Origin of the sequence: Collinsella aerofaciens (genome assembly GCF_040910265.1) — a bacterium.
Lineage (GTDB): Bacteria > Actinomycetota > Coriobacteriia > Coriobacteriales > Coriobacteriaceae > Collinsella > Collinsella aerofaciens_BK.
In genome coordinates this window covers 17,275-31,400 of sequence record NZ_JBDGAW010000011.1, presented here as the reverse complement: position 1 = coordinate 31,400, position 14,126 = coordinate 17,275, and the positions used below count along the sequence as shown (strand labels likewise).

Below are 14,126 nucleotides of genomic sequence, written 5' to 3'. Positions count from 1 at the left end.
CGCCCCCGAAGGGACGGTTCTGCGCAATTCGTTTGTTGCCGCTGGCCTACTCGCCATCCTCCAGTTTGATGAGGATCTTGCGATAGCCACCGTACTCGCCATTAAGTGCCTTGGACACGCGGCTCACCGTGGTGGACGAAGCGCCGGTACGCGCCTGAACCTCGACATAGGGCTCGCCCTCGTCCAGGTAACGCGCAACCTGCAGGCGCTGAGAAAGATCGCAGATCTCGCGCGGTGTACAGATATCGGTTAAAAACGCTTGGATATCTTTCTCGTCGTCCAAAAGACTAAATGCGTGGACCAGCTGCTTGACATCAGGCTTGTCAAACATGTTCTCGATATTCATCGATCACCGCCAAACCCGCCAAAAGGCATCGAAGTTGATACTGACATCGGGCATCGTTCGCCCGTTCTATGCAATAGGGCAACGCCTGTGGCTTTTGCCCGTAGCAGTTTAGCACACCACCAAACTAAAGCGGCAAAACTCTCTGCCAGCGGCGCGTTTTCTAGGACGAACGCCGTTTTGAAACCGAATGCGCACGCAAGCTCCACGAATATCTGAGACAATGGGCGCCCAAACAGGACCGTGCCCCGCACCCATCCAAGTTGCAAAGGCATGTGCCCCTTACGCTCCCTCACCACGCCATGCGCAAGAAAGGATTCACACCATGCGCTTTATGCTTAACTGGCTCTTTACCTCGATCGCCATCGCGATCGCCACGTTCCTCGTTCCCGGCATCCAGCCCTTCGGTTTTGCCGAGGCCTGGGTCTGTTTCGCCTTCGTGGGACTGTTCCTGAACATCGTCGATTCGCTCGTCAAGCCGTTCCTGACGGTCATCTCGCTGCCGCTCACGATCATTACGCTGGGTATTTTTCAACTTGTGGTCAACAGCTTTATGCTCGAGCTGGCCAGCTACCTGTCGGTCAATCTGCTGGGCGCGGGTATCTCCATCGCCAGCTTTGGATCGGCCTTTATGGGCAGCATCCTGGTGTCCATCATGCGCAGCATCCTCGACAGCATCGCCGAGGGCTAAAACGACCATTCCGGCCGCGCCCGTCTCAACAGCCCAAAACGAAGGCCGCCCATCGCAAAAAAATGGGCGGCCTTCTTATTTGCCAAGTCTCAAAGGGCGAGAGAATCTGCCATTTCCACCCTGTCCCCACATGGCAGGTGTGGGTTAGATGACGTAGTCGTAGCCGTCGTTGGGGGCGACGAGCGCATCGAGCGTCACGCCGTCGAGGTAGTCGTTGATGAGCTTGTCCAGGTTCTTCCACACGTCGAGCGTGGGGCACTCATCAGATCGCGAGCAACCCTTGCAGTCGCCATCCAGACAGGCGACCGGCGCCAGGCTGCCCTCGGTCAGGCGCAAGATCTCGCCCACCGTGTACTGCTCGGGCGGGCGTGTGAGCACATAGCCGCCGCCCTTGCCGCGCATGCCCGAGAGCATATTGGCGCGCACGAGCGTCGCCAGAATATTCTCGAGGTACTTCTCCGAAATACCCTGACGTGCCGCAATCTCTTTAAGCGGGATGCGACCGGCCGCTTGGTGCTCGGCCAGATCGACCATAACGCGCAGGGCATATCTGCCCTTAGTAGAAACCAACATATATAGTGCTGCCTTTCGGTCTTTTAGTTCGTTGAAATTCTAGCCGAAATATTGGCTTTGAAAATACCCGTTCCGGTCAAGATGGTTAATCAACTTGCAATAAACTCCTATTTCCTATTGCATTACTAGGCTTTAGTGTCTAGTATGCTTCCCAACAGCAAAACGAACAACCTATAAGGTTTGTGGGTTTCGCTGCTACACACACCGTAAAACCACACGGTATCCAGTCATTTGAACACTTTGGAGGTTCACCATGAGCAATGTTTACACGTCCATCGATCAGCTTATCGGCCACACCCCGCTCCTGGAGCTCACCCACTTTGAGGCCGACGAGGACCTCAAGGCCCGCGTGCTCGTCAAACTGGAATACTTCAACCCCGCCGGGTCCGTTAAAGACCGCGTCGCCAAGAACATGATTGACGAGGCCGAGAAGGCCGGCAAGCTCGTGCGTGGCGGCGACTACACCATCATCGAGCCCACGAGCGGCAACACCGGCGTCGGCATCGCCTCGGTGGCGGCGGCCCGCGGCTATAAGGTGATCATCACCATGCCCGAGACCATGTCCGTCGAGCGCCGCAAGCTGATGCAGGCATACGGTGCGCAGCTCGTGCTCACCGACGGCTCCAAGGGCATGAAGGGCGCTATCGCCAAGGCGGAGGAGCTGCAGAAGGAGACTCCCAACAGCATCATCGCCGGCCAGTTTGTGAACCCCGCGAACCCGGCCATTCACAAGGCCACGACCGGCCCCGAGATCTGGGACGACACCGACGGCAAGGTCGACATCTTCGTCGCCGGCGTCGGCACCGGCGGCACCGTGACCGGCGTGGGCGAGTTCCTCAAGGAGCAAAACCCCGAGATTCAGGTCGTCGCCGTCGAGCCCGCCACCTCCCCGGTGCTCTCCAAGGGCCAGGCCGGCCCGCACAAGATCCAGGGTATCGGTGCCGGCTTTGTGCCCGACGTCCTCGACACCCAGGTCTACGACGAGATCATCCCCGTCGAGAACGACGACGCCTTTGCCACCGGCCGCACCGTGGGCCACAAGGAGGGCGTGCTCGTGGGCATTTCGTCCGGCGCCGCCGTGTGGGCCGCACTGCAGCTGGCCAAGCGCCCCGAGAACGAGGGCAAGACCATCGTGGCGCTGCTCGCCGACACCGGCGAGCGCTACCTGTCCACGGCACTCTTCCAGGACTAGAGCTCTCGTTCTTAGAACGAGTCCAAGGCACGCCGGTCTCCCCTCTCTTCTGGCAGCCTGAGCTCATCCCAACAGGGTGTCCCACAGGACGCCCGAACTTGCTACAATGTCTGCGGCGCGGAACCAGCCTCCCGCGCCGCTTTTCTTTTTTGGCCACATGCCACCAAGGAGAACCTCCCCATGCACAACAAGCGCGTGCTCGTCGCCATGAGCGGCGGCGTCGATTCCAGCGTGACCGCGTATCTGCTCAAAAGTCAGGGTTACGAATGTGTCGGTGCCACCATGCGCCTCACCTGCCCCGCGCCCGATCCCGCCACGGGCATGAGTAAGGTCGACCGCGACATCGCCGATGCAAAGGCCGTCGCCGAGCGCCTGGGGATACCCCATCACGTGCTCGACTTGCAGCAAACCTTCGACCGCAACGTTGTCGAGCGTTTTATGAACGCCTACCAGGAGGGGCTGACGCCCAATCCGTGCATCATCTGCAACCGCCATATTAAGTTTGGCGCGTTGCTGGATGCGGCGCTGGATATGGGCTGCGACTACATCGCCACAGGCCACTATGCCAAAACGAGCCAGGCGCCCGATGGCACCTGGCAGCTGCATCGCGGCGAGGACCCCAAAAAGGACCAGAGTTACTTTTTGTATTCGCTCACGCAGGAGCGCCTGGCGCACACGATCTTTCCGCTGGCAGGCCTAGACAAAGAGCGCGACGTGCGCCGCATAGCCACCGAGCAGGGCTTTGTTAACGCCAAGAAGGCCGAAAGCGAGGACATCTGCTTTATTCCAGACGGCGACTACGCGGGCTATATCGAGCGCCGCTGCGGACATGCCGCTGCACCGGGCAACATCGTATGGCGCGACGGCAGCGTGGTTGGGCGCCACAACGGCGCGCTGCGCTACACCATCGGCCAGCGTAAGGGCTTGGACGTCGCGATGGCGCATCCCGTGTACGTAACGGGTGTCGACGCCGTCAACAACACCGTGCATCTGGGCGAGGCAGAGGACCTGACGGCCACGGCGCTCACGGCCAACGACTGGATTTGGAGCGCCCCGGCCGACCGCATGGAGGCAGAGCTCGATGCCGGCGGCATTCGCGTGGGCGCCAAGTACCGCTACCGTCAGAAAGACCAGGCAGCGACCCTTACGCGCGGCGAAGACGGGCAAATGTTGCTGACCTTTGACGAGCCGCAACGAGCCATCGCCCCCGGCCAAGCCGTCGTCGTCTATCGCGGCGACGTCGTCCTGGGCGGCGGCACCGTTACGGCAGCCATCAAATAGCCCCATCCCCTTTATAAGTTGCGGTGAAATAGGGACTGTTTAAGCGTTTAAAACCGCCAAACAGTCCCTATTTCACCGCAACTTTGAGAGGACGGCCTCGGTCGGCGCTATTGTGTCAGCCGAGGCCGCTGCATCGTTAGCGCTGGACGTAGGCGCGAACCAGCTCGTAGGTGTTGCGCACACCGTCGATGTGGCTGCGCTCGTAGTTGTGGCTCGCGTACACGCCGGGGCCGATCAGACCATGGCGAATGTCGTAGCCGGCCGAGAGCGTGGCCTCGACGTCGGAGCCGTAGTGCGGGTACACATCGATGGCGTAATCGAGCTCCAGCTCGCGCGCGATGTTGGACAGCGTGGTTACCAGGTCGTAGTTGTACGGACCGCCCGAATCCTTGGCGCAAATCGAAACCATGCGCTCGGTGCAGCCCAGGTCGTCGCCCACGCAGCCCATGTCCACGCTGATCATCTCGCGCGTGTCGGCCGGCACAAACGCACCGCCGTGGCCGACCTCCTCGTACACCGTAAAGAGCAGCGATACCTTGCGCGAAAGCGTCACCTCGCCGCCAACAACGGCGCGGGCCAAACCCAGCAGAATCGACGCCGACAGCTTGTCGTCAAGGAAGCGACTCTTGATGTAGCCGCTCTCCGTCACCGTGGTGCGCGGATCCATAGCGATGATATCGCCGGTCTGAATACCCAGCTCGAGCACATCGTCCTTGCTGTCAACGTTCTCGTCGAGCAGGATTTCCATGTTCTTCTCGATGGTCTTGACCGGTTCATCGGCCACGTGCGCCGAAGGCTCGGTATTGAGGATCACGCCCGTATACACATTGCCGTCACGCGTGTAGACGGTGCAGTTCTCGCCATCGGCCGTAGACCACTGGTGCCCACCGAGCGTCGTGGGGCGCAGGCGACCATTGTCCTTAATGGAGCGCACCATGGCGCCCAGGGTATCGACATGGCTCGCCAGTACGAGCGGCTCACCCTCGCCACCAAGCTCAACCAACACGTTGCCCTTATTGGAACGCTCGGGCCCAAACCCCATCTCGCGCAACGTTTCCATCAGATAATCAGTCGCCGCACGGGTATAGCCCGTAGGCGAAGCAATCGAGGTAAGCGCCTTCAACTGGTCAGTAATATAGGAGAGCGTCTCCTCTAGAGAAGCATCAACATTAGAAGCCATATGCATCCTTCCAAGTAAAACTAAGACCGAGTCCCGATTTTAACCGTTCTGCACGTGCAATGCCCCAGGAGCCGAACCGCCTCCAGACGTCCCCGCACCGGTTTTCTGCACGCGCACGGTTTACAATCCCAATCTTGCATAAATCCTATCGGTATCTGCATAGAAATGAGGCATCTTTTTGCTTCGTCTCAGGGTACCCCACCTTAGACCGTGCAAAAAACGGAGTATTCAGCACCGTGGGCCCCAACGGCCCCATCACAACCGACATAACGACGTGGTTACAGCAGTGTTGCAGGCCGGCGCAAACCAAAAACGCGGCGACAGCCATCTCCGCCCATCGATAGCCCGCCCACAAGGACTGTCGATGGGCGCCGCGGGCCACTACGGCCCATTCACAACGTTATGCATTTTTCAGAGCTTGCTGAATACTCCCAAAAATGCACGCTGGGAAGTGCACCACCTATCCGCAGCGGGCAGCATGCCTTGGTTTTGCCCATATCGGGGCATCGGCGCGGCACAAAAAGCCCCCGCCGCACGAAGTGCGCAGCGGGGGCTTCCGACATGTCCGAGGACGATTGTAGGGCTAACGGGCAGGGGCCCGCCGAACCAAGTTAGGCAGCCGGGCAGATCTTCTTGAAGAGCTCGATGACGTCGTCGAGCGTCGCCTCGCGCGGGTTGCCCGGGAAGCAGGCGTCAGCCATGGCGTCCTTGGCCAGGACCTCGATCTCGTCAGCCTTCATGGCCTCGCAGACGTGCGGGATGTTCACGTCGGCAGAGAGCTGCTTGACGGCGGCGATGGCGGCGTCGGCGGCCTCGTCGGTGCTCATGCCCGTGGTGTCAACGCCCATGGCGACGGCAACCTTGGCCAGACGCTCGGCGCAAACCGGCTTGTTGAACTCCATGGCGATCGGCAGCAGCATGGCGCAAGCGACGCCGTGCGGGGTGTCGTAGTGAGCGGACAGGGTGTGAGCCATGGCGTGGTCGATGCCCAGGCCAACGTTGGAGAAGCCCATGCCGGCGACATACTGGCCAAGAGCCATGCCCTCACGGCCGGAGCCGGGCTGGCCGGACTTGGCCTCGGCGACGGAGTCGCGCAGGTTCTCGCTGATCAGCTTAATAGCCTCAAAGTGGAACATGTCGGAGAGCTCCCAAGCGCCCTTGGTGGTGTAGCCCTCGATGGCGTGGGTTAGAGCGTCCATGCCGGTGGAGGCGGTCAGGCCGGCGGGCATGGAAGCCATCATGTCGGGGTCGACGACGGCGACCTCGGGGGCGTCGTTGGTGTCGACGCACACGAACTTGCGGACCTTCTCGGGGTCGGTGATGACGTAGTTGATGGTCACCTCGGCAGCGGTACCGGCGGTCGTCGGCACAGCGATGGTAAACACGGCGTGGTTCTTAGTGGGAGCAACGCCCTCGAGGCTGCGGACATCGGCAAACTCGGGGTTGTTGATGATGATGCCGATAGCCTTGGCGGTGTCCATGGAGGAGCCGCCACCGATGGTCACGATAGCGTCAGCCTCGGCGGCCTTGAAGGCCTCGACGCCGTCCTTGACGTTCTGGATAGTGGGGTTGGGCTTAATCTCGGAGTAGAGGCTCCAAGCGATGCCGGCGGCGTCGAGCTCGTCGGTCACCTTGGCGGTAACGCCAAACTTGACCAGGTCGGGATCGGAGCAGACGAAGATCTTCTTGTAGCCGCGACGCTGGAGCTCGCCGGGGATCTCCTTGATAGCGCCGGAACCATGATAAGAGATGGTATTGAGAACGAAACGATTAGCCATTGATAGCCTCCCATCGTGTGCGGGGCACCCATTACGCCCCACGCTATGAGTCCCATCCTAACGCTTTTGAAACAAAAAACACGTGAGAACGTCAAAATTGTTAAAGCGTTTCAACAGAAGATGAAAAATATTGCGGCAAAGGGACAACCCCTTTGCCGCATTCGGTTACTTTCGACAGCCCTCTTTCCAAGCCTCGGCCGCAACCTTCCAGCGAAAACGCAAGTCGCGCTCGCGGTCGATGAACATGATGGCAAACGCGACAAACAGCAGCACGCTCGCCACGACGATGGCGTGCAGGCCCATGCGCTCAATACACCAGTTGCCCAACACGGCGCCAAACACAAAGGTAAAGATCACGCCAAAGTACAGCAGGCCGTTTTCCAAAAAGCCGCGCTTGTGGGTGATGATGTAGTCGTCCACGTTTTGCAAGGCATTACGGAGGTTGCCGATACACATGGTCGTGGCGATGCCGTGACCGTGGATCTTGCGGAAGCTCTCGACCTGCATGCCGCAGGCAAACGAGGTGAGGCAGTTGGCGAGCAGGTTGTAACCGCCGCCCGGGATAAAGCTCACGCCCAGCAAGATAACGGCTTCAAAAAACACCGTCACCTGGCGCCAGTGAATCACACTGCCAAACCGCTCGTGAACCAGGTCGGCAAGCATAATGCCCACAGCAAACGACACCACGGGGAAGAAGTAGCGCCCCGCCAGTGCCCAGTTGCCTTCCGAGATGCTCACGCCCACGAGCAGGATGTTGCCCGTCTGCGCGTTGGCGAAAACATGATCGCGCCCAATGTACGAATACACATCCATAAAGCCACCGGCGAGCGCCAAGATGATGCCCAGCTCAATAGACTCCGATATCTGTTTGGCACGCTGCATCGTCGTGCATCCTCCTTGTTGACGATTCTCTCGTGCGTTGGCGGAAACATAGCCGCCGTTCATACTGTAACCCATTGACAACATGGCATGCGCGCGAGACGGGCTCCCCAACGCGCGGATACACAGTCTGGAAACAAACGGCGGGCGCGGCGCCGATACCCGCATCGACACGCCGATCCGCCAGCCCATGTACTCCACCAGTCTTTTTAGCCCCGTCCCAAAAAGACTGGTTACAATTACGTGCAGCATACAAACACCGGGAGGGATCGTGGCAAAAAAGCCTCAGCACGCTCAGAACAGCCAACGCGGACAGCAGGGCAAACAGGGCCAGCAGCAAAAGCGCGGCGGCAAGGCGCAGGGCTCGCGACCCACGCATGCCTCAGCAGCGCCCTCACGCCCCTGGCGTCCGGGCCGCGACAAGTTCCTCCCCGTCAGCCGCGCCGACATGGATGCGCGTGGCTGGGACCAGTGCGACTTCGTCTACATCTGCGGCGACGCCTACGTGGACCACCCCAGCTTTGGCATGGCCATCATCAGCCGCGTCCTCGACGCGCACGGCTACAAAGTGGGCATTATCTGCCAGCCCGACTGGACCGACCCCGCCAGCATCACCGTGCTCGGCGAGCCGCGCCTGGGCTTTCTCGTCAGCGCCGGCAACATGGACTCCATGGTCAACCACTATTCGGTGACCAAGCACCGCCGCCATACCGACGCCTATACCCCCGGTGGCGAGGAGGGGCACCGCCCCAATCGTGCCGTCACGGTCTACGGCAACCTCATCCGCCAGACGTTCAAGGACGCTCCCATCATCATCGGCGGCATCGAGGCAAGCCTGCGCCGCCTGGCCCACTACGACTACTGGCAGGACAAGCTCAAGCGCTCGGTACTGCTCGACTCGGGCGCCGACATCCTCATCTACGGCATGGGCGAGCATGCGATCGTCGAGATCGCCGACGCGCTCGACGCGGGGCTGCCCATCGATCAGATCACCTATATCAACGGCACCGTTTACCGCACGGGTTCGCTCGACGAGGTCTACGACTACGACCTGCTGCCCAGCTGGGACGACCTTTCCGCCGACAAGCTCAACTACGCGCGCAGCTTTAACGTGCAGCAGCAGAATATGGACCCCATCACCGGTCATCGCCTGGTAGAGCCCTATCCCAACAGCGTCTATGTGGTGCAGAACCCGCCGTCGGCGACGTTGACGACCGATGAGATGGACGAGGTCGCCGAGCTCCCCTACGCCCGCGATTGGCATCCCGACTACGACGCGGCGGGCGGCGTGCCGGCCTTTGCCGAGATCAAGTTTTCCATTAGCTCCAACCGCGGCTGTTTTGGCGAGTGCTCGTTTTGCGCGCTGACCTTCCACCAGGGTCGCGTGCTGCAGATGCGCAGCCACGACTCGATCATGCGCGAGGCCGAACTGCTCACGCGCGATCCCGAGTTTAAGGGCTATATCAACGACGTGGGCGGACCGACGGCAAACTTTAGCCGTCCTGCCTGCGACAAGCAGCTCAAGCACGGCGTGTGCAAGAACAAGCGTTGCCTGTGGCCGAGCGTGTGCAAGAACATGGTGGTCGACGAGAGCGGCTACACGCAGTTGCTGCGCGACCTGCGCCAACTGCCGGGCGTCAAGAAGGTCTTCGTCCGCAGCGGTATCCGCTTTGACTACACCATGGCCGACGCCTCGGACGAGTTTTTGCGCGAGCTGCTGGAGCATCACGTCTCGGGCCAGCTGCGCGTAGCGCCCGAGCACGTGAGCGACGCGGTGCTCTCCGTGATGGGCAAGCCGAGCCGCGCCGTCTACGACGCGTTCTGCCGTAAATTTGAACGCCTGAACCGCGAATACGGACTCAAGCAGTACGTGGTGCCGTACCTGATCTCGAGCCACCCCGGCTCGACGATGAAGGAAGCCGTGGACCTGGCCGAGGCCGTACGCGACATGGGTTATATGCCCGAGCAGGTGCAGGACTTCTACCCCACACCGTCCACCATGTCGACCTGCATGTACTACACCGGCGTGGACCCACGCACCATGGAGCCGATCTATGTAGCTCGCGACCCGCACGAGAAGGCCATGCAGCGTGCGCTCATCCAGTATCGCAAGCCCGAGAACTACAAGCTGGTGCGCGAGGCGCTGGAAAAAGCCGGGCGTCGTGACCTGATCGGCTACACCAAACACTGTCTAATCCGCCCCGTGCCGCCGCGCCCGGGTGAGACGTCTGCTGGCGGTGGGCATGGCACCGGCAAGAAAGGCGGCAAGCCGCACGGTGGCGCTGGCGGCAAGGGACCCAAAGGCAGCAAGGGGCACGGCGGCATGTCGCGTGCACAGAACACTGCCGGGCGCAACCGTGCAGCTCAGGGGCGTCAGGGCGCCAACGGCGGCGGACGCCGCAATTAGGACAGCGGTGCTGTCGCTATGCCCGTCTCGCATGCGTGGCGCAGTGAGCGCATCGTCTCCACGAGGATTATGCCAGCTATGGTGACCGTGATTATCACGTCGAGCGGTGTGTTCACAAACCACAACAGGCCCATCAGGTACGACCCGGCGTTAAAGGCAAAGTGCAGCAGGATCGTGTAGCGGAGCTTTCCGGTGGTCACGAGCACCCAGCCAAAGACCAGACCGGCGGCACCCGCATAGCAGCCCTGCACCCAGTTCATGTGCATAAAACCGAAGATTGCCGCCTGCAGCACAATCGCCGCGGCGATACCCCACGTGCTTGGTGCCGCCCAGGGCACCATGGCGCCCTCCTGCGCGCTCGCACGACGCCGGCGCTTCCAAAGCGGGCGGCACTGCGGATTAAACGCTCGTAGCGAAAACTCAAAAACAATGCCGCGCACCAGCAACTCCTCGCAAAACGGAGCGCCGAGCACCGTGGTCAGGACGGCAAGAAGGTTGGTATCGCCCAAGCCCGTTTCCTCGACGAGCTCGCTATAGTCCGCCGCGACCTCGGGCAGCAGCGACAGCACGCCGTCGCATAGGTAGCTAATGACCACCTGCATGGATAGGCCGATCACGACAACGCATGCGATGCGCTTCCATGCAGCATTTGCTCCCCCGCCGAGCGGGCGTTCACCTTGCCGGCGCGCCATGAAGGAGCGGGGCCACAGATAGCGCCACCACAGCAGCGCCATCAAAAACGACGCCGTCTGAGCGGCGGCCTGAAACCATTGAATATCGAGATTGTCGATCGGGAAACCCGTCAGTGCCGACACGATGTCCAGCGCGGAGAACAAAACAATGCTCAGGGCAATATCGGCAGCGACGACACCAAAACAGGCAAGCGCCCAAACCAGCGCATTGAGCATGCCAACCTCCTCAAAACCCGGCACTTGGGGACAGTCATTGTTGATGAGAATCGGGCGCAGCGCCAAAAGCCCCGTTGGGCGAAATGTCGAACGGGAAGGTGCCGCAGCGATTGAACGCGGCGATAAACATGCGGATGGCGTTGGACGGTGTGGTGCCCACGAGCTGGGTTGCCGCCGCGAAGGCCGCCTTTTCCTCGGGCAAGACCTTCGCGACAACCGGGGTCATGTGTTCTGCCATGGCGCTTCCTTTTTGAAACGACGGTGGTGCGGATAGATGCGGGCCACGCGGCTGGGCGACGGGCTGTGAAGGCAACCCGATTGGCCCGCATCCGGAGTTTGTTTCTGCTGCGTTGGTATTACTTGGTATTCCTAAGTATTACCCCGCAGATAGAATAGCACACCCGATCCCATGGGGGCGGAGGAAAACGAATCATTTTGTTGCTGAGTAGGTATTTAGAGCGTGATGATGTCCGAGATATCGAGGGCCTGAGCGTCGGCGACATCGTGCGATGCAAGCAGCAGCATACGGCCGTCGAGCAAGTCGAGCACGACCTCGGCGCATGCGTCGCGCGCAGCGGTATCTAAACCGGTAAAGGGCTCGTCAAGAATCACCGCGCCGCCCGGGCACAGCAGGGCTCGAGCGATCTCGACGCGACGGCGCTGCCCGCCCGAAAGCTCGGCCACGCGAGCATGTACATCGACCCCCGGCACCAGCAGGCGCAACAGGGCCGCAGCACTCGAGGCGTCCACGCGTGCATCGGCGCACACTAGCACGTTATCCAGCGCCGCGGCGGACTCGACCAAGCGTGCATCCTGAAACACCATCGAGCACGGCGCGCACTCCCCCGCTGCCAACGAAAGCAGCGTCGACTTGCCCATGCCTGAAGCGCCCATCACGCAGGCGCGCCCACCGGCAGACACATGAAGTACCAGTCCGTCGAGCGCCGGCGCCCAGGGCGCACGATCGCCCACAGCAAGCGCAAGCTCCGCCGCAGCCCTGCCGCCAGCAGAACCGCCCGCACGCCCGTGCAAGCCGCGTCCATGCGACAGCACCGCCGCACGCCACGCCGCGGGTCCCGAAGCCCGCAGCAACCACACCAGCACACGCTCGCATGCCCACGATGCCGCCACGACTAGCACGGTCCAAGCCAGTAGGTCAGCCGTCTCGATGAGCAGCTTCGCCTGATAGATGCGTTCGCCCACGGTGCCCGTCGCCATGCCGATCAGCTCCGCCGCCACACCGGCCTTCCAGCTCATGCCAATCACGGCGCGGGCGCACGAAAGCACAAACGGCAGGACTTCGCGCCAGGTGTGGGCGCAAAACAGTCGCCAGCCCCGCACGCCATGCAGGCGGAACATCTGCTTCAGCGGCTTATCCACTTGCGCCAAGCCCTCGACCAGCGAAAAATACACGCCTGGAAGTGCCATCAAAAAGACCGCGGCGATGCTCACGCGCGCCGACCCCAACCAAATGAGCAGCAGGACCACCACGCAGGCAACCGGTGTCGCCTTTACAAACGACAGCGCCGGAGCCACCAGGCGCGCAAACGCCCGCGACCGTGACGAAATCCCGGCGAGCACGCCGCCGCATACCGCGGCAAGCGCCAGCCCGCCCAGAATCCGCACACCCGAGCCCGCCAGAATCGCCCACGTGCCGGCATCGCATGCCAGCCGCAGCAACGCCGCTGCAACAGCGCCCGGCCCCGGCAAAATCAGCGGCTGCGCCACCAGCGCCGCCACCAGCATCCACACGGCAAGCCAAAAGGCGGCGACGGCACCTGCTGCCGCCACCGCCTTCATACGCTCTGTCATTTGTCGAGCAAACGCACGCACGGGCTACTCCAAGTAGTAGAAATCGTCAGCCGGAAGTTTACCACCCACGGCACTCGCGTCCGCGTCGGACAGCACCTGCAGATACCCGCTAAGTGCCGCCTTCATATCCTTGCCCGTCTGACACACGAGCATGCACCCGGGAATCGCCTTTTCGGCAATCGTGGCGTTATCCACGATGCCCGCATCGACCACGGCCTGCGCCCAGTCTGACGGCGCCGCATTGACAGCCTTCACGCTCGCCTCATGGCAGCTCAGGAATTCCGCCACGGCCTCGGGATGTTCCTCGGCAAACGCGCGGCGCACCACGGTCACGCCCGTCAGCAAGCGCGAGCCCGTGTCTCCTGCCAGCTCGTCCCACACATCGGTCAGGCTCACCGGTGCCGACAGCTTGCCCTCGCTCTTGGCGATAGCAGCGGTCTTGAACGGCTCCGGCAGCACGCCCACGGCAGACGGATCGGCAAGCAACGCCGACAGCACCTCGGTGGGCTCGCTCTTAAACTCGAGCGTCACCTGGCCGGTCAGGCCCGCGCGCTCCAGCAGGTAGTTCATGACGTACTCCGGCGTCGTGCCCTTGCCCGTCATGTAGACGGTGCGACCCGCCAGGTCGCCAAACGAGGCCACACTCGCATCGCCCGTCACAACGTTCAGCACGCCCAGCGTGTTGATGTCGATGACCTGCACCGCACCCTCGGTCTTGTTGTAGAGCACGCTCGCCACGTTGGCGGGCACTAGGGCGATATCGACATCGCCCTGAATGACCTTGGGCACGATCTCGTCGGCTGCGGCGCTGATCGCAAAGTCGAACTCGTTATCCGTCTCGCCGCTCGCCGCCTGGTCCATAAACCTCACCAGACCGATCGACGTCGGGCCCTTGAGCGAGGCGACGTGCACCTCAACCGGCTCCGCAGCAGCACCGGCGCCGTCCGTGGTAGCCGAGCCCGCGGCGGACCCGGCACCGACAACCCCGCCGCCACAGCCCGCGAGCGCAAGCGACAACGCGCCCACGGCGAGCGCCGAGGCAAACTCCCGGCGCGTCATCTCAACATCAAACGCGCGCATCG

13 protein-coding genes are annotated in these 14,126 nt (G+C 61.8%); 4 read left to right on the top strand and 9 right to left on the bottom strand.

From position 1 onward, the window contains the following. Positions 1-46: 46 nt before the first annotated feature. Positions 47-346 (bottom strand): YerC/YecD family TrpR-related protein, encoded by a 300-nt coding sequence (locus AB5Z14_RS06040; protein ID WP_022094855.1) that lies wholly within the window; start codon positions 344-346, stop codon positions 47-49. 322 nt (positions 347-668) lie between these two features. On the opposite strand from AB5Z14_RS06040, the gene AB5Z14_RS06035 reads away from it, so the two are divergent. Further along, entirely contained in the window at positions 669-1,034 is a 366-nt protein-coding gene (locus AB5Z14_RS06035; RefSeq protein ID WP_055250947.1) for a phage holin family protein, read from the top strand. Positions 1,035-1,178: 144 nt separating this feature from the next. On the opposite strand, the gene AB5Z14_RS06030 is transcribed toward AB5Z14_RS06035, so the two are convergent. Next, positions 1,179-1,607 (bottom strand): RrF2 family transcriptional regulator, encoded by a 429-nt coding sequence (locus AB5Z14_RS06030; RefSeq protein WP_368130710.1) that lies wholly within the window; start codon positions 1,605-1,607, stop codon positions 1,179-1,181. A 253-nt stretch (positions 1,608-1,860) separates the two neighbouring features. On the opposite strand from AB5Z14_RS06030, the gene cysK reads away from it, so the two are divergent. Both cysK and mnmA read left to right on the top strand, forming a co-directional pair. Further along, positions 1,861-2,799 carry a cysteine synthase A gene (cysK, locus tag AB5Z14_RS06025; protein WP_368130708.1) on the top strand — a complete coding sequence of 313 codons (939 nt, stop codon included), beginning with the start codon at positions 1,861-1,863 and terminating at the stop codon, positions 2,797-2,799. Positions 2,800-2,856: 57 nt separating this feature from the next. After that, a complete protein-coding gene (gene mnmA / locus AB5Z14_RS06020; RefSeq protein ID WP_368130727.1) occupies positions 2,857-4,080 on the top strand; it encodes a tRNA 2-thiouridine(34) synthase MnmA in 1,224 nt (407 codons plus the stop codon). 136 nt (positions 4,081-4,216) lie between these two features. Here the strand turns inward: mnmA and AB5Z14_RS06015 are convergent, their stop codons facing one another. From AB5Z14_RS06015 to AB5Z14_RS06005, 3 genes are all read right to left on the bottom strand, one after another. After that, a complete protein-coding gene (locus AB5Z14_RS06015; protein WP_368130707.1) occupies positions 4,217-5,260 on the bottom strand; it encodes a M42 family metallopeptidase in 1,044 nt (347 codons plus the stop codon). A 611-nt stretch (positions 5,261-5,871) separates the two neighbouring features. Then, positions 5,872-7,038, bottom strand: coding sequence for a lactaldehyde reductase (gene fucO / locus AB5Z14_RS06010; protein WP_022094861.1), 1,167 nt, complete (start codon positions 7,036-7,038; stop codon positions 5,872-5,874). 165 nt (positions 7,039-7,203) lie between these two features. Further along, positions 7,204-7,920, bottom strand: coding sequence for a YoaK family protein (locus AB5Z14_RS06005; protein WP_117639796.1), 717 nt, complete (start codon positions 7,918-7,920; stop codon positions 7,204-7,206). A gap of 268 nt (positions 7,921-8,188) precedes the next feature. Here AB5Z14_RS06005 and AB5Z14_RS06000 point away from each other — a divergent pair, with 268 nt between their 5' ends. After that, complete coding sequence (locus AB5Z14_RS06000) at positions 8,189-10,324, top strand: YgiQ family radical SAM protein (RefSeq protein WP_368130705.1); 2,136 nt, start codon at positions 8,189-8,191, stop codon at positions 10,322-10,324. On the opposite strand, the gene AB5Z14_RS05995 is transcribed toward AB5Z14_RS06000, so the two are convergent. From AB5Z14_RS05995 to AB5Z14_RS05980, 4 genes are all read right to left on the bottom strand, one after another. Next, complete coding sequence (locus AB5Z14_RS05995) at positions 10,321-11,232, bottom strand: CPBP family intramembrane glutamic endopeptidase (RefSeq protein WP_368130704.1); 912 nt, start codon at positions 11,230-11,232, stop codon at positions 10,321-10,323. The genes AB5Z14_RS06000 and AB5Z14_RS05995 overlap by 4 nt on opposite strands. 34 nt (positions 11,233-11,266) lie before the next feature. Next, a complete protein-coding gene (locus tag AB5Z14_RS05990; protein WP_055252556.1) occupies positions 11,267-11,470 on the bottom strand; it encodes a type II toxin-antitoxin system RelB/DinJ family antitoxin in 204 nt (67 codons plus the stop codon). Positions 11,471-11,685: 215 nt separating this feature from the next. Beyond that, the gene (locus AB5Z14_RS05985; protein WP_368130703.1) at positions 11,686-13,065 is read right to left on the bottom strand and encodes an ATP-binding cassette domain-containing protein; all 1,380 of its coding nucleotides are present in this window, start codon (positions 13,063-13,065) and stop codon (positions 11,686-11,688) included. A 3-nt stretch (positions 13,066-13,068) separates the two neighbouring features. Beyond that, the gene (locus AB5Z14_RS05980; protein ID WP_368130702.1) at positions 13,069-14,124 is read right to left on the bottom strand and encodes an ABC transporter substrate-binding protein; all 1,056 of its coding nucleotides are present in this window, start codon (positions 14,122-14,124) and stop codon (positions 13,069-13,071) included. Between the last annotated feature and the right edge of the window lie 2 nt (positions 14,125-14,126).